This window comes from Streptomyces sp. SID5464 (genome assembly GCF_009862985.1).
Lineage (GTDB): Bacteria > Actinomycetota > Actinomycetes > Streptomycetales > Streptomycetaceae > Streptomyces > Streptomyces chartreusis_D.
Genome location: NZ_WWIQ01000011.1, coordinates 3460 through 23912 on the forward strand (window position 1 = coordinate 3460; position 20453 = coordinate 23912).

The 20453-nt window shown below is 72.2% G+C and carries 12 protein-coding genes and 2 pseudogenes; 7 read left to right on the plus strand and 7 right to left on the minus strand.

The genetic code is table 11. From position 1 onward, the window contains the following. Both GTY47_RS12480 and GTY47_RS12485 read right to left on the minus strand, forming a co-directional pair. Window positions 1–5695, minus strand: a 5695-nt coding sequence (locus tag GTY47_RS12480; protein WP_158688453.1) for a type I polyketide synthase, incomplete at its 3' end; no start/stop codon positions are given. A gap of 226 nt (window positions 5696–5921) precedes the next feature. Next, window positions 5922–6917: an NADPH:quinone reductase gene (locus tag GTY47_RS12485; RefSeq protein WP_010045472.1), complete on the minus strand. Its 996-nt coding sequence runs from the start codon at window positions 6915–6917 to the stop codon at window positions 5922–5924. 214 nt (window positions 6918–7131) lie between these two features. Here GTY47_RS12485 and GTY47_RS12490 point away from each other — a divergent pair, with 214 nt between their 5' ends. Next, complete coding sequence (locus GTY47_RS12490; protein WP_029181554.1) at window positions 7132–8697, plus strand: AMP-binding protein; 1566 nt, start codon at window positions 7132–7134, stop codon at window positions 8695–8697. Window positions 8698–8751: 54 nt separating this feature from the next. On the opposite strand, the gene GTY47_RS12495 is transcribed toward GTY47_RS12490, so the two are convergent. Both GTY47_RS12495 and GTY47_RS12500 read right to left on the minus strand, forming a co-directional pair. Beyond that, entirely contained in the window at window positions 8752–10794 is a 2043-nt protein-coding gene (locus tag GTY47_RS12495) for a CocE/NonD family hydrolase (RefSeq protein ID WP_010045476.1), read from the minus strand. Between the two features lie 61 nt (window positions 10795–10855). Then, the gene (locus tag GTY47_RS12500) at window positions 10856–12151 is read right to left on the minus strand and encodes an ATP-grasp domain-containing protein (RefSeq protein WP_010045478.1); all 1296 of its coding nucleotides are present in this window, start codon (window positions 12149–12151) and stop codon (window positions 10856–10858) included. 213 nt (window positions 12152–12364) lie between these two features. Between GTY47_RS12500 and GTY47_RS12505 the strand changes: the two genes are divergently transcribed. After that, window positions 12365–13270: an SDR family oxidoreductase gene (locus GTY47_RS12505; RefSeq protein WP_010045479.1), complete on the plus strand. Its 906-nt coding sequence runs from the start codon at window positions 12365–12367 to the stop codon at window positions 13268–13270. 7 nt (window positions 13271–13277) lie between these two features. Here GTY47_RS12505 and GTY47_RS12510 read toward each other — a convergent pair whose 3' ends face one another. After that, on the minus strand, window positions 13278–15686 hold the full coding sequence (locus tag GTY47_RS12510; RefSeq protein WP_010045481.1) for a SpoIIE family protein phosphatase: 2409 nt from the start codon (window positions 15684–15686) through the stop codon (window positions 13278–13280). A 97-nt stretch (window positions 15687–15783) separates the two neighbouring features. Further along, window positions 15784–16401 carry a LysE family translocator gene (locus tag GTY47_RS12515; protein WP_029181555.1) on the minus strand — a complete coding sequence of 206 codons (618 nt, stop codon included), beginning with the start codon at window positions 16399–16401 and terminating at the stop codon, window positions 15784–15786. A 111-nt stretch (window positions 16402–16512) separates the two neighbouring features. Here GTY47_RS12515 and GTY47_RS12520 point away from each other — a divergent pair, with 111 nt between their 5' ends. Further along, complete coding sequence (locus GTY47_RS12520; protein ID WP_029181556.1) at window positions 16513–16965, plus strand: Lrp/AsnC family transcriptional regulator; 453 nt, start codon at window positions 16513–16515, stop codon at window positions 16963–16965. A gap of 20 nt (window positions 16966–16985) precedes the next feature. On the opposite strand, the gene GTY47_RS12525 is transcribed toward GTY47_RS12520, so the two are convergent. Continuing rightward, window positions 16986–17924 (minus strand): phosphotransferase, encoded by a 939-nt coding sequence (locus GTY47_RS12525; RefSeq protein WP_010045487.1) that lies wholly within the window; start codon window positions 17922–17924, stop codon window positions 16986–16988. Window positions 17925–18112: 188 nt separating this feature from the next. Between GTY47_RS12525 and GTY47_RS12530 the strand changes: the two are divergent. The 4 genes and pseudogenes from GTY47_RS12530 to GTY47_RS12540 all read left to right on the plus strand — a co-directional run bounded on the left by GTY47_RS12530 (window position 18113) and on the right by GTY47_RS12540 (window position 20414). Next, a pseudogene (locus GTY47_RS12530) lies at window positions 18113–18876 on the plus strand (alpha/beta hydrolase). Between the two features lie 196 nt (window positions 18877–19072). After that, window positions 19073–19279, plus strand: a pseudogene (locus GTY47_RS41830) (hypothetical protein); the annotation flags it as partial. Window positions 19280–19320: 41 nt separating this feature from the next. Then, complete coding sequence (locus GTY47_RS40785; RefSeq protein ID WP_010045492.1) at window positions 19321–19812, plus strand: helix-turn-helix domain-containing protein; 492 nt, start codon at window positions 19321–19323, stop codon at window positions 19810–19812. Beyond that, a complete protein-coding gene (locus GTY47_RS12540; protein WP_010045495.1) occupies window positions 19758–20414 on the plus strand; it encodes a DUF5701 family protein in 657 nt (218 codons plus the stop codon). Before GTY47_RS40785 ends, GTY47_RS12540 begins: the two co-directional genes overlap by 55 nt. The last annotated feature ends 39 nt before the right edge of the window (window positions 20415–20453 follow it).

Here is a 20453-nt window from a genome sequence, read left to right on the forward strand (position 1 = left end):
CGAACGCCACCTTCGAAGCGGCCTTCGCGCTGCCTTCGAGCACGCCCTTCGACGGATCACCGGACAGGAAGGACTCCAGCCCCTCCACCAGTTCTCCGGACGACTCACCCACGACAGCCAGCCGACGCCGCGCCGCGGTGCGCCCCGCCAAAGCAGCCGCCACCGATCCGGCACCCACCTCGGACCGCGCACCCAGGAACGACGCCAACCGCTCCACCCGGCCCCGCATCTCACCCTCGTCGTCCCCGGAGAGCAGCCACGGCACGGGCCGGGCCGGCTCGATCTCCCGGTACCAGTACGGGCGGTGCTCCCACGGGTAGCCGGGGAGGCTCACCACACGGCGGCCGGGCGGTGTCGGCTGCGGGGCCGGACGGTATCCGGCCGCGTACAGTTCGGCGGCGACCAGAGCGGGCCGGTCGCCGCGGATGCCGTCGTGGGGGAGCGGGGTGGGGCCGAGCAGGACGTCCACCGCGGTCGTGGCGGGGACCGTGTCCCAGTCGACGGTGTCCGCGGCGGGCGCGTGCAGGAACGGCACCCGTGCGGGCCGGGTGAGGTCCTCCGGGAGCTCTGAGCGGCCGCTCAGCAGCTGTCGTAGGGCCTCCTCCACGGTGAGTTGTCCGGCGGCGCACGCGGCGGCGAGTCGGCCGGCGCCCACCCCGACGACAGCGGCGGGGACGATGCCGAGCGCGTACCAACCGCTCGTCGCGGCGGACTGATGGGCCAGCAGGAAGGCGTCGCCCAGCCCGGCCGGCGGTTCCGCGGTCAGGTCACAGGGGGCGCCGAGCAGCCGGTTCAGCGTGTCGCCGCAGTGGGCGAGGGCGGCCTCGTAGCCGGGCGTGGCGAGGGCGAACGCCCGACGGGCGGCCGCGGACGGGAGGGCCGTGCCGTAGAAGAGGGCGACGGATGGTTCCTCGTCCTCGACGGCACGGCCGAGGCGGGTCTTTGGCGTCGTCCGGCCCGCGGCGACCTCGTCCAGCGCCTCGGCGAGTGTGGTGGCGTCGGAGCCGACGACGACGGCACGGTGCTCCAGCAGGGTACGGCGGTGCCGTGCCGTGAACACCACGTCGGCCACGTCGTTCCCGCCGGTGCGCAGCGCGTCGGCCAGCCGTCCGGCGGCGGTGCGCAACGCGGCCGGGGTGGCCGCGGTCACCGGCAGGACGTACGGCGCGGTTCCGGGGGCGGTGGCCGGGGCCGGTGCGGGGACGTACTGCTCGACGAGGACGTGGGCGTTGCTGCCGGTGAACCCGAACGCGCTGACGCCGGCCCGGGCCGGGCGGCCCTCGGCGGGCCACTTCCGGGGGGTGTCGACGAGTGCCACCGGCAGCCGGTCCCAGTCGATGTGGGGCGTGGGGCGGTCGACGAGGTGCGGCGGAAGCTCACCCGCGGACAGGGCCAGTACGACCTTCAGCAGTCCGACGACACCGGCCGCGGCGCCGAGGTGGCCGACGTTCGCCTTGGCCGACCCGATGAGCAGCGGCCGGTCGGGCGCGCGCCCGGTGCCCAAGGACTCGGCGAGGGCCCGCACTTCGATGGGGTCGCCGAGCGGGGTGCCGGTGCCGTGCGCCTCCACGTAGTCGACGTCGGCGGGTGACCAGCCGGCCCGGTCGAGGGCCTGCCGCACGACATCGGCCTGGGCCGAGGGATTGGGCACGGTCAGGCCCCCGGTCGCGCCGTCCTGGTTGAGGGCACTGCCACGCAGCACCGCGTACACGCGGTCGCCGTCGGCGACGGCCGCGCGCAGCGGCTTGAGGACCAGGGCGACGGCGCCCTCACCGCAGGCGAACCCGTCGGCGTCCTGGTCGAAGACCTTGCAGCGGCCGTCCTCGGAGAGGGCCCCGCCGCCCGCCATGGACGCCACGAGCGGGCTGGGTGCCACGATGGCGCTGGCACCGCCGACGACGGCGACCTCGCACTCGCCGGCCCGCAGCGCCTGGCAGGCGAGGTGCACCGCGGTCAGCGACGAGGAACAGGCGGTGTCGACGGCGAAGCTCGGGCCGCTGAGACCGAGGGTGTACGACAGCCGGCCGGCGACGGCCGCGTACGAGGTGCCCGTGCCGTGGTGCAGGCCGAGGTCCTCGACCGTCAGGTGCCGGGCGATCAGATGCTGGTAGTCGGCGATCGAGATACCGGCGTACACGCCGACCGGCCGGGACGCCAGTGTGTGCGCGGGGCAGCCGGCGTCCTCCAGTGCCTCCCAGGCGACTTCCAGGTACATGCGCTGCTGCGGGTCGAGCAGCTTGGCCTCGCGCGGTGAGATACGGAAGAACGGGGCGTCGAAGTCGGCGATGCCGTCGACGTACGAGCCACGGGTGGGGATGGCGGCGCCCAGCTCGTCCCACAGGGGGTCGGCCCGTCGGCCGGGCGGCGGCTCCGACGCGGTGTCGCGCCGCTCCATGAGCAGTCGCCAGAACTCCTCCGGGGAGGCGGCGGCCGGCAGTCGGCAGCCGACTCCGATGACCGCGACGGCGTCCGCCTCCGCGACGGCGTCCGCGCCGACGTCCACAGCGTCCACGGACGCGGGAGCGGCGGGTGCCGCGGGCGTGGCGGCCGGAGTGGCGGAGGTGGGGGCCACGTCCGTGAGATGCTCCGCGAGCGCCGCCACCGTCGGTCGTTCGAACACGATCGGCGTGGGCAGGTCGACGCCGAACTCCTCCTCCAGGCGCCGCCGCAGCGTGACCGCGGTCAGGGAGTCAAGCCCCTGCTCGAAGAGCCCCCGGCGACGCCCCAGCCGGTGCCCGTCGCGCAGGCCGAGGACCTCACGCACCAGCGCCTCGACGCGGTCGGCGACGGGGCCGGCGGAGGAGACGGGTGCCGTGGAGGAGACGGGCGCCGCCCCGGGCCGGGTGTCCGGCCGGGACTCGGCGACCGGTGAAGGCTCCACGGACCTCGGCGTGCCGCCGCCGGGATCCGCCCACAACTCCCCGGTCACCCGGTCGTTCTCGTCCAGCAGCGTGAGCCGGATCCGCGCCGGGGCTCCACCGGACGCCGGGGCCCCGGCCGCCGATGCGGTCTGCCGACCGCGCGGCACCTCCGGCAGCCAGTAACGGTCGCCGCCCCAGGAAGGCACCGGCAGCGAGCGATAGCGGTGCGGCCGGCCGGTGACCCGCTCCCAGCGCACCGGAACACCCGCCACGTGCAGACGGGCCAGGGCCTTGTGCGCGGCCAGCGGCCCCGGCTCGTTGCGGTTGAGCACCGGCAGGGCCGGTGCCTGCCTGCCCCGGCGGCGCTGTGCGTCGGCGAGCGGAGGCACCAGCACCGGATGCGGGCCGATCTCCACCAGCGGGTGGTCGTCTTCGGCCAGCAGCCCGTCGACGGCGGGCCACAGCAGCACGGGGCTGGTGAAGTTCCGTGCCCAGTACGCCGCGTCGAACGAAACGTCCCGCGCGTCCGGGTCGACGGTCGACACCAGCCGCACCGCCGGTGCCTGCGCGGTGATCCCCTCCAGTGCCCTCTCCAGCAGCGGTCCGCAGTGCGCCACCAGCGGGCTGTGGGCGGCGGCGTCCACCCGCAGCAGCCGGCAGCTCATGCCCCGCGCGTCCAGGGCCGCGGCGGTCTCCTTCACCGCCGTCGTCTCCCCGGCGACGATCAGCGACTCCGGGCCGTTGACGGCCACCACGGTCACCGGCAGCCCGATGTCGGCGAGCGCGTCCCGCACCTGGTCCCGGCTGCCGCGGACCGCGTACATCAGGCCGGTGCCGGCCGTCTCGCCGAGCAGACGGGCCCGGCGCACGATGACCTTGACCGCGTCCGGGAGGCTGAGCGCGCCCGCCGTGTGGGCCGCGGCCACCTCGCCGAGACTGTGCCCGACGATGGCGCCCGGGACGACACCCCGCTCGCGCAGCCACCTGGCGAGCGCGACCTGCACGGAGAAGATCGCGGGCTGCACGATCTCCGTCTGTGCGAGTCGTGACGACTCCGTGGGACGGCGTATCTCGTCCAGCAGCGACCACGAGGCCTCGGCGGCGATCAACTCGGCGCACTCGTCGAGGGTTTCGCGCACCAGCGGGTCGGAGCCGTACAGGTCGGCGGCCATGCCGGCCCACTGGCCGCCCTGGCCGGAGAAGACGAACACGGGCGGCGGCACGGCCTCCGGGTCGTCCACCACACCGGTGTAGACACCCTCCGGCGGATCCAGCGGGTCCTCCAGCGCCGCCGCCAGACCCGACCGGTCGGTGGCTACGACGGCGTAGCGGTGTGCCTCGTGGGTGCGGCGGGTCGCCGCGGAAGCCACCAGGTCGCCGAGCGGAACGTCGTCCTCGGCGACGGCCGCGCGCATCTGCGCCACCTGCTCGCCCAATGCCGTCTCACCCGCGGCGGACACCAGCAGCACCCGGGGCCCGTCCTCCGGCGCCGGGCACGGGGCCGCCGCAGCCGGTTCCACGGCCGGCGGCGCCTCCACGATGACGTGCACGTTCGTGCCGCTGAGCCCGAAGGAGCTGACGCCCGCGCGCAGCGGCCGTCCCCGGCCGGACAGGTCGACGTCGCCGAGCGGCACGCTCACGGCCCCGCCGCGCCAGTCGACCGCGGGGTTCGGGCGCTCGACGCGGGGCTGCGCGGGGACCCGTCCGGAGGAGACCACCCAGATCGTCTTCAGCAGGCCACCGATGCCGGCCGCCGCGTCCATGTGCCCGAGTACCGCCTTGTGCGAGCCCACGAGCACGGGGGAGTCCGCGGTACGCCCCGCCCCGTACACCTCGCCCAGCGCCTCCACCTCGATGAGGTCGCCGATCGGCGTCCCGGTGCCGTGCGCCTCGACGTAGTCCACCTCGTGCGGGGCGAGTCCGGCCCGGTCCAGGGCGCGCCGCAGCAGGTCGCCCTGAGCGGCGGCATTCGGCACCGTCAGGCCCAGACTGGCGCCGTCGTTGTTCACGGCCGACCCGCGGATGACGGCGTGGATCCGGTCGCCGGCCGCCACGGCGTCGGCGTACCGCTTGAGGACGACCACGCCGCAGCCCTCACCACGGACGATGCCGTCGGCGGCGGCGTCGAACGGCCGGCAGGCCCCGGACGGGGACAGCGCGCCGACGCTGCTGAGGAACACACTCAGGTCCGGCGTGATGAGCAGGCTGACGCCGCCGGCGACGGCCGTGTCGCAGTCCCCGGCACGCAGGCTCTGGGCCGCCTGATGCACGGCCAGCAGGGAGGAGGAGCAGGCGGAATTGACCGTCGACACCGGCCCGCTGAGGTCGAAGGTGTAGGCGAGACGGCCGGCGGCGAAGCTGAACTCCATGCCGCTCACGTGGTGCGGGCCGATACGGTCCAGGCCGAGGGTCCGGGCGTGCAACAGCTCGTAGTCCTTGGCGAGCATGCCCAGCACCACGGCGGTACGCGAGCCGCGCCACTCCTCGCGGGGGCGGCCCGAGTCGGCCATCGCCTCCCAGGCCACCTCCATCACCAGGCGCTGCTGCGGGTCCAGCACGCCCGCCTCACGCGGTGTGATGCCGAAGAAGGAGGCGTCGAACCGGTCGATGTCCTCCAGGAAGACGCCCACGCCGTTGGAGATGGTGCCCGGCCCGCCGGCCGGGTCGGCACGCTCCGGCCCCCACCGCTCCGCCGGCACGTCGGCGAACAGGTCGGGGCCGCTGCTCAGCAGACGCCCGAAGGAGCCGAGAGTCCGCACCCCGCCCGGGAAACGGCAGCCGACGCCGACGACGGCTATCGCCGTAGTGAAATCTCCTGGCGGTCGGGTCGTCATGTTCTGCCCCTCCGAATGGTCGAAGTAATCTCGTTCGGGAAGGCAGGCAAAACAACCCCCCGTGCAGATGTCCGTATCGCTCCGCAGCAATTCCGCAAGGCGCGGAAGGCCGATTCTGAGAAGGCCGATTGGCGACACGAGATTACTGTCGGGCGGTCCTGGAGTCAGCCCCTATCCGTCCCCTACGGGCAGGTCCCCACGGCAGGCCCCGCCCGGGGCCGCACCCCTATCGCAGGGCCCCGGCCCCCGGTGGGGTGAGGATGACGCGCCGCGCGTTCAGCTCACCGCGCTCCATGCGCCGGTGCGCCTCCGCCGCGGCGGCCAGCGGGAGCGTCTCGGTCCGCCGCGGCCGCAACAGCCCGTCCGCGAGCAGGGTGTTGATGACGTCGGCCGCTTCGGCCAGCTCCGTCACCCGCGCCCGGGAGATGACGAAGCCGACGATCGAGGCGTCCTTCATGTACATCTCGCCGGCCGGCAGGGCGGGCCGGGACGCGGCCCCAGCGAGCACCACGACCCGGCCGCGCGGCGCCAGCAGCGGCACCACCCGCTCCAGGTCGTTGCGGCCGGAGGTGTCGGTGTACAGGTCGATGCCGTCGGGTGCGGCCGCCCCCAGGAGTTCCCACTCCTCCTCGGCCCGGTGGTCCACGACCTCGGCTGCTCCCAGCCGGCGGCAGTACTCGGCGTCGCGGGGACGGGCGGTGGCCACGACCCGGGCCCCGGCCCACGCCGCCATCGCCACCAGCGCGCTTCCGACGTTCCCCGCCCCGCCGGCCACCACGACCGTCTCCCCTTTCCGCAGCCGGCCGTGGGTGAACAGCGCCAGGTGTGCCGTGGCCGCCGGATGCACCGTGGCGAGCGCGGCGTACGGGTCCACGCGGTCCGGCAGCCGGTACAGCCGGTCGGCCGGCACCACGGCCTGCTCGGCCGCGGCGCCCTGCCGGCCGCCGTGTCCCAGGCTGTTGCACCACACGCGCTCGCCGACCGCGAAGCCCCGCACGTCGCCGCCCGTCGCGGCCACCGTGCCGACCAGGTCGCGGCTGATGACGAACGGGAAGTCCATGGGCGTGCGGAACAGACCGGAACGCACGAAGGTGTCCACCGGGTTGACCGTGGTGCCGGCGACGTCGACAAGGACGTCCGCGGGTCCGGGGACCGGTGCGGGCACTTCGCTGTACCGGATGACGTCAGGGGGACCGAGTCGCTCGATGAAGGCTGCCTGCATGCGCCCAGAGTGGCGCAACCGTGCGAGCGGGTCCGTGGCGCCCGGGAATCTCTGTCACCTTCCGTGGAGACGGCCCCGCGCGACTTGACGAATTCACCGGACACTTCTTGAGGGCCGCGGAAAACACTGACACGCTCCCGGTCACTGAAGCCAGGCCGCTCTCTGCGGGCGATGCCGAAATACACCCCGAATCTGATGGTGGAAGCGTGACAGCATGATTCTGCAACGCATAGCGAACCGTGGTTTCCGGCTGGGGTCATTGTTCGAGCGGGCGGCGGCGCGTCATCCTTCGAATGTCCTCATCCTCGACCACGACCTCGACGTGGCCCCGCAGCTCGGCCGCCGGGCCACGATCGCCGAGGTCGCCGAGACCGTCGCCGACCTCGCCTCGCGGCTGTGGGCGGCGAAGGTCCGGCCGGGAGAGCGGGTCGTGGTCTACAAGTCGAACGCCTTCGACATCGTGCTGCTCGCCTGCGCGGTGGCGCGGGTCGGCGCGGTCCCCGTGCTGCTGTCGCCGAAGCTCGACGGCGACACCGTCGCGACACTGGTACGCCGGGCCGGCCGGCCCCACCTCGTCACCGACCAGGCCAAGCTGGAGCAGGAGCTGCCGGCCGACATCTTCGAGGTGAGCGAACGTGTCCTTGTCACCTCGGGCACCTTCGAGGGCACCGTCGACCTGCACGCCCTGGCCGGCTGCGAGCCCTTCGACGGCATCACCATGCCACCGGACCACCCCACACTGATCACGCACACCTCCGGCACCACCGGTACGCCCAAGCTGGCCGTGCACACCGGCCGCACCCTCCAGGCGCGCTACCGCCCTCAGGTCTCCGCGCTCGCCCCGATCGTCCGGGGGCGCGAGACGATCGCGGTACACGTGTCCTTCGTGCACTCCAGGATCTTCACCGCGCTGGCCATCTCCCTGTTCCGCGGCTTCCCGATCGTGATGATGGCCGACTCCGACCCCAAGCGCGCCGCCGACCTGTTCGCGCGGCTGCGGCCCGGCATCCTGGAGGCGCACCCCAACTCGTTCATGCACTGGGAGGAACTGGCGGACGACCCGCGCGGCCCGCTGCGCAACGTGAAACTCTTCAGCAGCACCTTCGACGCCATCCACCCGCGCACCGTGCACCGGCTGCTGAGGGCGACGCGCCGCCGCGCCCCGATGTTCGCCCAGTTGTACGGGCAGAGCGAGGTCGGCCCGGTGGTGGCCCGCTCCTTCTCCGCACGGCGCGCACCGGACGCCGACGGCCGCTGCGTCGGCATGGCCATCCCCGGTATGACCGAGGTACGGGTGGTGAGCCGCAACGGCATGCCGCCGTCCCCCGAACACCCGGGCTACATCGAGGTGCGCAGCGACGGCAGGATCGTCACCTACCTGGGCGAGCAGGACCGTTACGACCAGCAGGTCACCGACGGCTGGTGGCGGATGGGCGACGTCGGCTACCGCACGAAATGGGGGTGCGTGCACCTGCTCGACCGCGAGGTCGACCTCATCGAGGACTTCGGCAGCACCCTGGCCGTGGAGGACCAGCTCTTCGGGAAGCTGGACAACCTGCTGGAGGTCGTCATCGTGCCGGGCCGGGGCAACCTGGCCACGCCCATCGTCTGCACCAAGGACGACGTCCCCCTGGATCTGGAGGCGTGGCGCTCGGCGGTCGTCGGACTGCCGAAGATGGCCGACCCGGTGCAGTGGCGGCACGAGGACCTGCCCCAGACCGCGACCACCAAGATCAAGCGGCTGGAGCTGGCCCGTCTCCTCGCGGAACGGGCCGCCTGACCGCAGGAGTCGCGGTGGTAGCCCGCGACCTGCCGAGCTCGGGGTCTGGCGCCGCTACAGCAGGTCGCGCGGGATCTTCTCGTTCCAGGTGCGGGAGAACACCCGGCGGTCGGCCTCGTACGCGTCGAGGGTCGCGTCCACGAAGAAGTCCGTGTCGTCACAGGTCAGCTGGGTGTGCGTCACCACCCGTACGTCCCAGTCGTCCCGCTGGAAGCGCATGGTCCACGTGGACTCGCCGCTGACCGAGGTGAAGTCGTCGGCGACCGCCGTGTAGCGCTCGTGGGCGCGGCGCCCCGCCTCCAGGTTGATGTCCTCGAAGCGGACCGTGCCGCGGTCCTTCATGATGTCCAGCTCGGAGTGGTAGCCGATCAGGTCCCGCTTGACCTCCCAGCGCTCCTCGGGGGGCGTCACCTGGCTCGTGGCGAGCGGGGGAGTGCCCTCCGGTTCGCCGAAGGGGGACGCCGGCACCTCGTCCGGTTCGTCCACGGGCCGCACCGGGAGCGTGAGCGTGCTGGAGTGCTCGTGGACGCTCAGCAGGGCGGGCTTCGGCGGCGGCCAGGCCAGCGGCCAGTAGGACGTGGAGAGGGAGAGCCGGATGCGGTGGCCGGGCGGGAACGCCTGGGCCACTCCGTTCAGCGGGACGGTGGCGCGGTAGCGGCGGCCCGGCTCCAGCGGCTCGGGGGACTCCGTGCTGTCACGGCGGGTGAGGTTCAGGATGCCGTACGAGACACGGGTCGCGGAGCCGTCCGGGCTCACGTCGGAGAGCCGCGCGGCCACCATGGCGACCGGTTCGCTGACCGACAGGTCGAGTTCCACGGTCGGTGAGCCGAGGATCTCCAACTGCTTGGTCAGCGGCTCGGTGTCGAAGACGAGGGAACCGCCGTCCTCCTCCCGCTGGTCGTACGGCAGGTCCGGGGGCGCGTTGTAGGAGGCCCACTTGCCCGCGAACTGGCCCACGGACAGCGGCGACTGCACGGTCATCGCGTCACCGTCGGGGACGTCTTCCTCGCCCGCCGCCTCCCGCGGAGGTCCGATCGTGTGCCGGGTGAGCGGATGAACGGCCTGCCGGATGTGCGGAGAGGGCCATTCCGGCTCGCCGACCCAGCGGCCCGGCCGCTCCTCGTACGCGGTGGAGGGCGGCACGCTGTCCTGCATCCACGTCCGCAGCATGGGGCCGTCCATGACGCCGTTGTCGACGCCCTTGAGCCAGTGGTCCCACCACCGTACGAGCTCCTGGAGGTAGCCGATGGCGGGGCCGGGCTCCCCGAGGTGGGGGAACTTGTGCGACCAGGGGCCGATCAGCCCCTTGCGGGGCACGTCCAGGTGGCCGAGCAGCCGGGTCACGGCATTGGAGTAGCCGTCCGCCCAGCCGCTGGAGGCCAGGACCGGGCAGCGCACGCTCTTGTAGTCCTCGCACACCGAGGCGTGCCGCCAGTAGTCGTCCCGGCGCTGGTGGCGCAGCCACTGGAGGACCCAGGGTTCGGTGTTCTCCAGCCGCTCGTGCCACATCTCGCGCCAGCGGTCGCCGACCACGGCCGGGTCGGGCGGGCAGGTGCCGTAGGCGAACATCGTGCCCGCCTCGGCCAGGTTGTCCGACAGCAGGGCGCCGCCCATGTAGTGCATGTCGTCGGCGTGCCGGTCGTCGGTGAAGGAGGCGATGGCGATGGCCTTCAGTCCCGGCGGCTGCCGGGCCGCCACCTGGAGCGCCGCGAACGCGCCCCAGGAGATGCCCATCATGCCCGTGCCGCCGTCGCACCAGGGCTGCTCCGTCAGCCAGGCCAGGACCTCCTCCGCGTCCGCCTGCTCCCGCTCCAGGTACTCGTCCCGCAGCACGCCCTCCGAGTCGCCGGTGCCGCGCAGGTCGACGCGGACACAGGCGTAGCCGTGCCCCGCGAGGTACGGGTGGTGGATCGAGTCGCGTACGGCCGTGAGGTCGCGCTTGCGGTACGGGATGTACTCCAGCACCGCGGGCACCGGCTCCTGGTCCGACGAGGTGGGGCGCCAGATGTGCGCGGAGAGCCGGACCCCGTCGGACATCGGGATCGTGACGTGCTCTTCTTCCTTCGTCGCGTAGGGCAGGTTGGTCACGTAACGCATGGAACCCACGTGCTCCTCACTCTCGTGGGGTTTCACTCCGGCGGGGTTTTCCCGGAGGGTTTCACTCCGGAGGGGCTTCGTCGAAGGCGAGGCCGAGCGCCGCCACGCAGTGGTCGAACTTCTCCCGCAGCTCCTTCTCGTCGGCACCGCCGGTGAAGATGTGCGCCAACTCGTAGCTGTAGCTGTCCTGTCCGGGCAGTTCCGAGAGCCGGGTGCCCTCCTCGGGGACCACCTCGATGCGCACGCCCGGCGTTTCCCGCTCGATGCGGGCGATCTCCTCGCGCCCGGGCACCCGGCGCACCACGCCGTCGGTGAACCAGCGGTGGTACCACTTCGCCGCCATCGCGTACGGGCCCTCGCGGTGCGGCATGCGCGGGTCCTCGCCGAGCGCGAGGCGGACCATGCAGTGGTGGTTGGGGACGCCGTCGACGTACTGGAACAGCTCCGCGTGCGACTGGGAGTGCCGGGGGTTGATCTCCAGCAGGCTGATCGACTGTGTCCGGGGGTCGTAGAAGTACTCGATGCTGAAGGTGGCCGAGTCCATTCCGATCTGCCGCATCACCCGCTCCGAGACGTCGTGGAGCTCCGCGATGACCGCCGGTGGCAGCGACGAGGGGTACTGGTGGCGCAGGAAGCAGGGGGAGTCCGGGTACTGGATGGAATCCAGGACCCCGTAGACCGTCACCTCGCCCCGGTGGACGTAGCCCTCCACGGCGACCTGGACGCCGGACATCGCTTCCTCGGCCAGACAGACCCGGCCGCCGACACCGTCCATCTCCGGCGGCAGGTCGATGCGTTCGAGGATGTGCTCGAAGGGGCGGCCGATGCGGGAGATGCCGTCGCGGATCTCGGTCACGGCCTTGCGGAACTCCTCTTCGTCATCGACTCCGAAGGCGAGTTCGGACGAGTAGGAGAGCGCCGGCTTCACCCACATCGGGAAGGTCACGTTCTCGGGCGGGCGAGGCGGCTCGGCCGACAGGTCGACCCTGTCGAAGGCCGGGTGCCGGTCGGTCGCCTTCTGCTGCTCAAGACGGCTCCAGTACTTGTGCTCGCACTTGACCACCGACTCCAGGCTGGTGCTCCGCGTTCCGTAGCGTTGGCTCAGCATCGGCACGAGGGTGCTGACCGGGAAGTCCCAGTAGCCGACGATGGCGTCGATGCTGCCGTCGAAGGCGTCCAGCACCTCCCGGGCCTTGTCGAACAGCGTGGGCAGGTGCACCTCGCCGACCTGGAGTTCCTCCACGGTCAGCAGTTGGTGAAAGCGCAGCCGGTCAGCTCCGGGAACCTCCCGCAGCGTCGGCAGATTGGCCTCGTCGAGCCCGATCACGAAGACGTTCTTCACCGTCTCGTCAGACACGGATCTCCTTCCGGACAGCAGGCCCTCCCGCCGGGCCTTCCAAGATCGACTGAGTACCCCTTGCGGGTGCGGCCATGCCGGTCGGCGCCGACGCTCGTCCGCGACCACGGGGAACATGTCCGCCGCCGTTGTGGGCACCCCGTGCGGGGAAGCAACGGCGTGGCCCGAGGTGAGCGGCCGTGCCGTGGACGACACCGGCGAAAGGAGCAGCCCGTGCAGCCCGAGCAGGAACAGACCGCACCGCAGGTCGTGTCCGAGCCCGACCCGCCCTACGACTCCGACAAGCAGCAACGCCCCGGGCTCGAGGCCGACATGCGCACCGCGCCGCGCTACCGGGCGAGCCGCTACCGGGCCAGCGGGAAGCTGGAGGGCAAGGTGGCGCTGATCACCGGCGGCGACTCGGGCATCGGCCGGGCGGTGGCGTTGCTGTACGCGCGGGAGGGCGCCGACGTCGCCCTCGTCCACCTGCCCGAGGAGCAGGTGGACGCGGAGCGGGTCCGGCGCGAGGTGGAGGAGCAGGGCCGGCGCTGCCTGCTGCTGCCCGGCGACCTCAGCGACCCGGAGTTCTGCCGTGAGGCCGTCGAGCGGACCGCGGCGGAACTCGGCGGGCTGAACATCCTGGTGAGCAACGCCGCGTACCTCAACAGCAAGCTCGAACTCGACCAGTTGACCGCCGAGGACTTCGACCGGACGTTCAAGACGAACGTCTACGCGTTCTTCCACCTGCTCATGGCGGCGCTGCCCCATCTGGAGCCCGGCGACGCGGTCATCGCCACCGCGACCGAAGAGGCGCTCAAGGGCAGTACGACGATGATCGACTACGCGGCGTCCAAGGCGGCGCTGATCACCCTGACCAAGTCCGTCGCCGTGCACCTGGCCAAGCGCGGCGTGCGCGCGAACGTGGTCGCGCCGGGCCCGACCTGGACGCCGCTCAACGAGGCGGACCCGAACATGCCGCCGGACGGGCTCGCCCACATCGGCAGCGAGGCCCCGCTCGAACGCGCGGCCCAGCCGGAGGAGATCGCACCTACGTACGTCTACCTCGCCTCCGACGCCGACTCCAGCTACACGGTCGGCGAGGTCATCGCGGTGACCGGCGGCATCGTCGACACCCGCTAGCCGCAGGTCAGAAGGACCGCTCCGTGGGCAGCGGTTGTTCCGCCCAGATGGTCTTGCCCGTCGGGGTCTGGCGGCTGCCCCAGCGTTCGGAGAGCTGGGCGACGAGCAGCAGTCCTCGTCCGCCCTCGTCGAAGACGCGCGCCCGGCGCAGGTGGGGTGCGGTGCTGCTGCCGTCGGACACCTCGCAGATGAGGGCCGAATCGCGGATCAGCCGCAGCTCGATGGGGGAGCCGCCGTACCGCAGCGCGTTGGTGACCAGCTCACTGACGATGAGTTCCGTGGTGAACTCCGCCTCCGCCAGCCCCCAGGCGGCCAGTTGCCCGGCCGCCACCTTGCGGGCCCGGGCCACGGCCGTGGGTTCGGGCGGCAGTTGCCAGGTGCGCACCTTCCCGGCGCCGAGCGCGGCGGTACGGGCCAGCATCAGCACGATGTCGTCGGCGGGACGGCCGGTCAGCACCGCGCGCAGCACCTGCTCACAGGTCTCCTCGAGCGCCTCGGCAGGCCGGCCGAGCGCCTCGCGGAGCAGGGTGAGCCCGACGTCCACGTCGTGGTCGGGGGCCTTGACCAACCCGTCGGTGTAGAGAGCGAGGAGGCTGTTCTCCTCCAGCTCCACCTCGACGGCTTCGAACGGCAGGCCTCCCAGGCCCAGCGGTGGCCCGGCCGGCAGATCGAGGAACCGTACGGCGCCGCCGGGCGTGACCAGAGCGGGCGGCGGATGCCCCGCCCGGGCCATCGTGCAGCGGCGGGACACCGGGTCGTACACGGCGTACAGGCAGGTGGCGCCGACCTGCCCCGACGCCTCCGCCGCCTGCCCGCGCACCTCCGGGCCCTCTTCCCGGTCGATCCGGACGACGAGATCGTCCAGCTGGGTGAGCAGCTCGTCGGGGGCGAGATCGACGTCCGCGAGCGTCCGCACGGCGGTCCGCAGCCGGCCCATCGTGGCCGAGGCGTGGATGCCGTGTCCCACCACGTCGCCCACGACCAGGGCGACCCGGGTGCCGGACAGCGGGATCACGTCGAACCAGTCGCCCCCGATGTCCGCTCCGGAACCGGCCGGCAGATAGCGGTAGGCGACCTGCATCGCCGCCAGGTCCGGCGGCCGGTCGGGCAGGAGGCTGCGCTGGAGCGCCAGCGCCGTCCGGCGCTCCCGGGTGTAGCGGCGGGCGTTGTCCACGCTCACCGCCGCCCTGGCGACGATCTCCTCCGCGAGCAGCAGGTCGTCCTCGCTGAAGGGCTCCGGCGTGCGGTGCCGCAGGAAGTGCACCAGCCCCAGGGTCACCCAGCGGGCGCGCAGCGGCACCATCATCACCGAGTGGATCATGTACCTGCCCACCGACCTCGCGCGGGCCGGGGAGGACCTGATCCACTCCCGCAGCCCCGGATCCCCCGGCCGGTGCCGGGAGCCCCGGCCTGCGACCAGCGTCCGCACCGGCAGCGTGCCGACGGGGTACAGCGTGGTGTCACCCGAGGCGACCACCGACTCCGGGCAGCTCTCCAGCACCGACCGCTGGGCGGTGCGCCGCACGGTGACCGGCGCGTCCAGCGGCACCGGTTCCGGCTCGTCGCCCAGGGCCACGGACTCCAGCAGGTCCACGGTGACGAAGTCCGCGAACCCTCTCACCGCCACCTCGGCCAGCTCCTCGGCCGTCCGGGTCACGTCCAGGGTGCTCCCGATGCGCAGGCTCGCGTCGTTGAGCACCGCCAGCCGGCGGCGGGCCCAGTACTGCTCCGTGGTGTCGAACACGGTCGCGGACATGCCCTGCACCGCGCCGGTCTCGTCCGTCAGCGGCGACATGAACATCGACCAGGCATGGTGCCGGGTCTCGCCCGGGGCCTGGCCGTGCTCCTCGTGGAAGATCATCTCGCCGGTGCGCAGGACCTCGCGCTGCAGGCGGTCGTACTCGTCGAAGGGCGGGCTGGGCTCGATCTCCCGGAGCGTCAGGCCCTTCATCTCCTCCTCGGACCGGCCCATCACCCGGGTCATGATCTCGTTGGCGGCCACGAGTCGGGCCTCACGGTCGTAGACCGCCACCGGCACGGGGAGCTGTGCGAGCGTGAGGTCCCACAGGGTCAGGGCTCCGTGTCCGGCCCGCCGCGCCGTGTGCGCCGGTGCGGTGCCGGTGACGAGCCAGAGCCGCCCGCGGTCCGCGTCCAGCATCGGAGTGCCCTGCAGCCGGACCACGACCCGGTCGCCGTCCCGGTGCCGAAGCGCCACCTCACCGGCCCAGCGCTGCCCGTCGGCCACGTGACGTCGCGTGGAGCCGGGCAGGTCGGCGGCGAGCAGGCGGGTGACGGCCCGGCCCACGATCTCGTCGGGTTCGTATCCGAGCAGCCGTCGAGCACCGTCGCTCCACACCGTGATCACCCCACGGGCGTCGACGACGACCGCCAAGTCCTCCGGTACGCGTTCCTGCACGGTGCCTCCGGATGTGACGCCCCTGCCGCTTCCCCGGTCATCATCTCAGGAAGGGCCGCCGGTGACCCCTTGCCGGCTTCCCGGAGCGCGCGCGTCGTCAGCAGGCCAGGCGTTCCACCAGCAGGAAGCCGCCGATGGCGATCATCATCGCGCCGGAGACGCGGGTGACCGCCCGGGCCGCCGAGGGTCTGGTCCTCAGGACGGTGCGGGCCAGGACTCCGACGGTGAGGTAGACGACGGCGCAGGCGGTCATGTGCAGCGTGCCGAGCAGGCCGGTCTGCGTGGCGACCGGCCAGCCTCCCGCGGGGTCGATGAACTGCGGGAACAGCGAGAAGTACAGCAGCAACGCCTTCGGGTTCAGGCCGCTGATCCCGGCGCCCCTGAGCATGATCCGCAAGCGGGAGGAGCCCACCTCGCCCTCGGGGGCCGTCAGGACGGCAGGCTGCCTCAGCACGCCGCACCCGAGCCACACCAGGTAGCCGGCCCCGGCCACGGTCAGCGCGGTGAGCAGGGTCGCCGAGTTCGCCACGATCACCACCAGGCCCGCGACCGCGAGCAGGGTGTATCCCGCGTATCCGGCTATCAGCCCGGCGACCGCCGGGACGACCGACCGGCCCCGGATGCCCGCGGTGATCGCGTAGGCCCAGTCCGCGCCGGGGGTGAACACCAGCAGCAGATCCACTGCCAGAAATGCCGCCAGCGTCGTCGTATCCATGGATCGGTCCCTCTCACGTGCCGTGTCGCGAGAGGAAGGCTAGGTCGGATCAGCCCGAAAGTGTTCCCTTGTTTACTCCTTGATCCCGCCTTCTGGGGCAGAATCTTCTGCATGGATGCCCTTGACCGGAAAATTCTTACCGAGCTCCAGTTGGACGGCCGTCTCACGGTCACCGAGCTGGCCGCCCGAGTGAAACTGAGCGTTTCGCCCTGCCACCGCCGCCTGCGCGACCTCGAACGCGAGGGCGCCATCCGCGGTTACCGGGCGGTCGTGGATCCGGCCGCCGTGGGCCTCAATTTCGAGGCCCTCGTCTTCGTCACCCTGCGCTGGGAGGACGCCGACACCGTCTCCGCGTTCGAAGAAGGCGTGACCGCCGTCCCGCACGTACTCCAGGCGCAGCGCCTGTTCGGCGACCCCGACTACCTCCTGCGCGTCGCCACCACCGACCTGGCCGCCTTCCAGCAGCTCTACGACCGGCAGCTCGCCCGACTGCCCGGCGTCCTGCGCCTGAACTCCACCCTCGTCATGAAGCACGTCGTCGACGACCGGCCCCTGCCCGAGTGAGCGCAGCCGCCGCCCCTCGCTCAGCCGTCCAGACCGCCGGCGAACGGCATCGTCCGCCACTGTTCGACGGCTGGCTTCAACGCCTCAACCAGCAGGGGCAGTTGCGGCGCGAGCGCGAGGCACGCCACCGCGCGGGACATGCCCACGGCGTTGACGACGCGCAGCACACCCTCGTCCAGCCGGCGCAGGCCCCGGCGCTCGGCGGCCGTGTTGTAGGCGGCCTCGCACGCGGGGCCCAGAGCCGCCAGGTCCCACTCGACCGGCCCGAACGTGGTCAGCTCGAAGTCGGAGTACAGCTCGCCGCCCCGGGCGGAGACGATGTTGGCCGCGGGGGAGTCCCCGTGGACGGGCTGGAACTCGATGCCGGGGAACGCCGCCTCGAACGCCGCGCGTGAGCTGATGACGGGCTCCAGGACGTCCCACTCGCGCCGGGCGCGGTCGAGGTCGGCCGGGTCCAGCAGGTCGGGCCGTCCTTCGAGTGCGGCAAGTCCCTCGGACACGAACCGTGGTTCCGCCGCCGACAGGAACGGCAGCTCACCCGGGTACGAGCGCAGCGCGGCGTGCAGGCCGGCGACCAGTCCGGCGTTGTGCACGTAGTCGGGCTCCACGCTCCGGTCCAGCTCGACGAACTGCCAGAACGTCATCGAGAAACCGTCCCGCAGCACGGGCTCCCGCGGCACGAGCGGACTCGGTGGAACCACCGGGTGCCCCTGGTCCGCGAGCCACCCCACCACATCGAGCTCCAGCCGCTGCTGCGCCGCCTGGGACTCGGGACCGGAGTACGAGGGCAGGACGGTCGGCACCCGCACCACCACGGGCGACGGAGCCAGATGCACCACGACGGAGAACACGTCGTGGAGCACCCTCGCGTCGGTCACCGCGAGCCCCAGATCACGACCCGCGGCGACGGCCGCCGCGAGAGCACGTGACGTGCGGGCGTCGATCTGATCAGACGTCAAGAACCCATCCATACCGAGAATGCTGTCACGCCGGTCTCGGCGGTGCGACGGATTAACGATCTCCGGAGGCATGCTCCCGCGCGCCCCCGGTCAAGAACCGGTGCGCTGCCCGGCAACCGGCCGTACGGCCCCGGGCCTAGCGTGGCCGGGTCCCGTCACCAGCCACCCGGAAACGAGGAAGCCAGCGCATGCCGTACATCACCGTGGGCCAGGAGAACTCCACCGCCATAGACCTGTACTACGAGGACCACGGATCCGGACAGCCGGCTACCGCGTGATCACCTACGACCGGCGCGGTTTCGGGCAGTCCTCCCAGCCGACGACCGGCTACGACTACGACACCTTCGCCGCCGACCTGAACACCGTGATGGACACCCTCGACCTGCAAGGCGCTGTCCTCGTCGGGTTCTCGACGGGCGCCGGCGAAGTCGCCCGGTACGTGTCCGCCCACGGCTCCGGCCGGGTCGCCAAGGTCGCCTTCCTCGCCTCGCTGGAGCCCTGCCTGCTCAAGTCCGACGACAACCCGCAGGGGGTCGCCCCGAAGGAGTTCTTCGACGGGATCGTCGCGGCCGTCAAGGCGGACCGCCACGCGTACTACACCGACTTCCACAAGGACTTCTACAACCTCGACGAGAACCTCGGCACCCGGATCAGCGAGGAGGCCGTCCGCAACAGCTGGAACGTCGCTGCGGGCGGCGGGTTCTTAGCGGCGGCCGCCGCGCCGTCGACCTGGTACACCGACTTCCGGGCCGACATCCCGGCGATCGACGTGCCGGCCCTGATCCTGCACGGCACGGGCGACCGCATCCTGCCCGTGGACGGCACCGCCAGGCAGTTCCACAAGGCTCTTCCGGCCGCCGACTACGTCGAGATCGAGGGCGCCCCGCACGGTCTGTTGTGGACCCACGCGGAGGAGGTCGACTCGGCCCTGCTCGCCTTCCTGGAGAAGTGAGCCGGATTCTTCCTCCGGTTCTTCCTGGACCGCCGAGGGCCGGGATGGTGACATCGTCAAGGCCGGCAGCGTACGAACCTGCCGGCCTTGATGATGCCCACCAGCTGGGCTCCTGAGGGACGGCAAGCAGCACCTCATCCTCACCCCTCAGCAGCGGGGCACCGCCCTCAAGGAGCAGGACGGCAGGGAGGCGCGGATCGGGCCGGGCGACTTCTCCCTCTCCGACTCCTCCCGGCTGTTCCGGAAGACAGTGCCGAGCGACTTCGCCTTCACCTCCTTCCACTTCCCCCGCACCGACCTCCGCGTGCGCGACGAGGATCTGCGGGCGGTGACCGCCACGGCGTTCTCCGGACAGGAGGGCAGTGCCGCACTCGTGGCGACGTACTTCGCGCGCCTGGCCCGCGAAGCGCCGAGCCTGCGCCGGAGACCGCCGCGGCCACCCTCGTGCGCGTCAAGGACCACATCCTGCGCAACCTCTCCGACCCGGGCCTGTCACCGTCCGACATCGCCGCCGCGCATTTCATGTCGGTCCGCTATCTGCACAAACTGTTCGAGCTCGAGCGCGTGACGGTCGGGGAGTGGATCCGCACGCAGCGGCTGGAGCGGTGCCGCAGGGACCTTCTGCGCTCCCCGGCACTCGGGTACGGGGTCGCGGCCGTCGCCCGGCGCTGGGATTTCGTGAGCCCCAGCCATTTCAGCAGCGCCTTCCGCGCCGCCTACGGTGTGACGCCGCGCGAGTGGCAGACGAACGGCCTGTCCGGCGACGGGCAGAACGGAGGTGAGGACCGGCAGTACGGAGGTGAGGGCGAAAGGGAAGGAACGCCTCCGCCAACCGGCTCGTTGCACGGGAGTTCACCCACGTCACCGACCATGGGAGCATCGTGCCCGACACCACGCCCGGCCCGTCCACCCTCCTCCCCGCACTCCCGCCCCTGAGCGCGCAGGCCGAGTTGCTGATCGAGCTGGGGGTGCACGAGATCGCCGGGCTGTCCGCCGGCGAGATCCGTGACTTCGCCGCCGAGACCGACAGCGAGGGCGCCCTGCTGGCCGTGCACCCGGACAGAGCCCCCGCCTCCGCCGTCGCGCCGCTGCTGCGCCGCGACGGCAAACCGGGCTTCGTCGTCGTCGACATGCCCGACGTCGACGCGTTCACGCCCTGCGCCGTAGAACTGCCCGACGCCCCGCTCTACGTCGTCACCGGCCTCGATCGCGGTGACCACATGGGCAACTGGAGCCCGGACGAGGCACTGCCCGCCCTCACCAAGGAGGACCGCACCCCGCTGCTGCTCACCGAGGGCATCCACTGGGTGCTCCAGCAGCCGGAAGCCCTGGAGCGCAACCGCTGCTTCATGACCATCGGGTCCCGGCTGCGCAAGACCGACGGCAGCCTGGACGCCCGCACCCCGGCGATCTGGATCAGCAACGGCACCGGGCGCGACGGCCGCGAGCGCCGCAACGCCCCGAAGGTCGGCTGGTGCTGGTGGAACAACCGGCACACGTGGCTGGGCTTCGCCTCCACGACGGGCCGCAGGCCCTGAGGGGCCGTCACTGCCCGAACCGGGTGGGTGGTGCGGGCC

Coding starts and splice junctions, on each gene's coding strand:
- GTY47_RS12485 (WP_010045472.1), bottom strand. CDS start 6,917: ATGCAGGCAGCCTTCATCGAGCGACTCGGTCCCCCTGACGTCATCCGG.
- GTY47_RS12515 (WP_029181555.1), bottom strand. CDS start 16,401: ATGGATACGACGACGCTGGCGGCATTTCTGGCAGTGGATCTGCTGCTG.
- GTY47_RS12490 (WP_029181554.1), top strand. CDS start 7,132: ATGATTCTGCAACGCATAGCGAACCGTGGTTTCCGGCTGGGGTCATTG.
- GTY47_RS12520 (WP_029181556.1), top strand. CDS start 16,513: ATGGATGCCCTTGACCGGAAAATTCTTACCGAGCTCCAGTTGGACGGC.
- GTY47_RS12495 (WP_010045476.1), bottom strand. CDS start 10,794: ATGCGTTACGTGACCAACCTGCCCTACGCGACGAAGGAAGAAGAGCAC.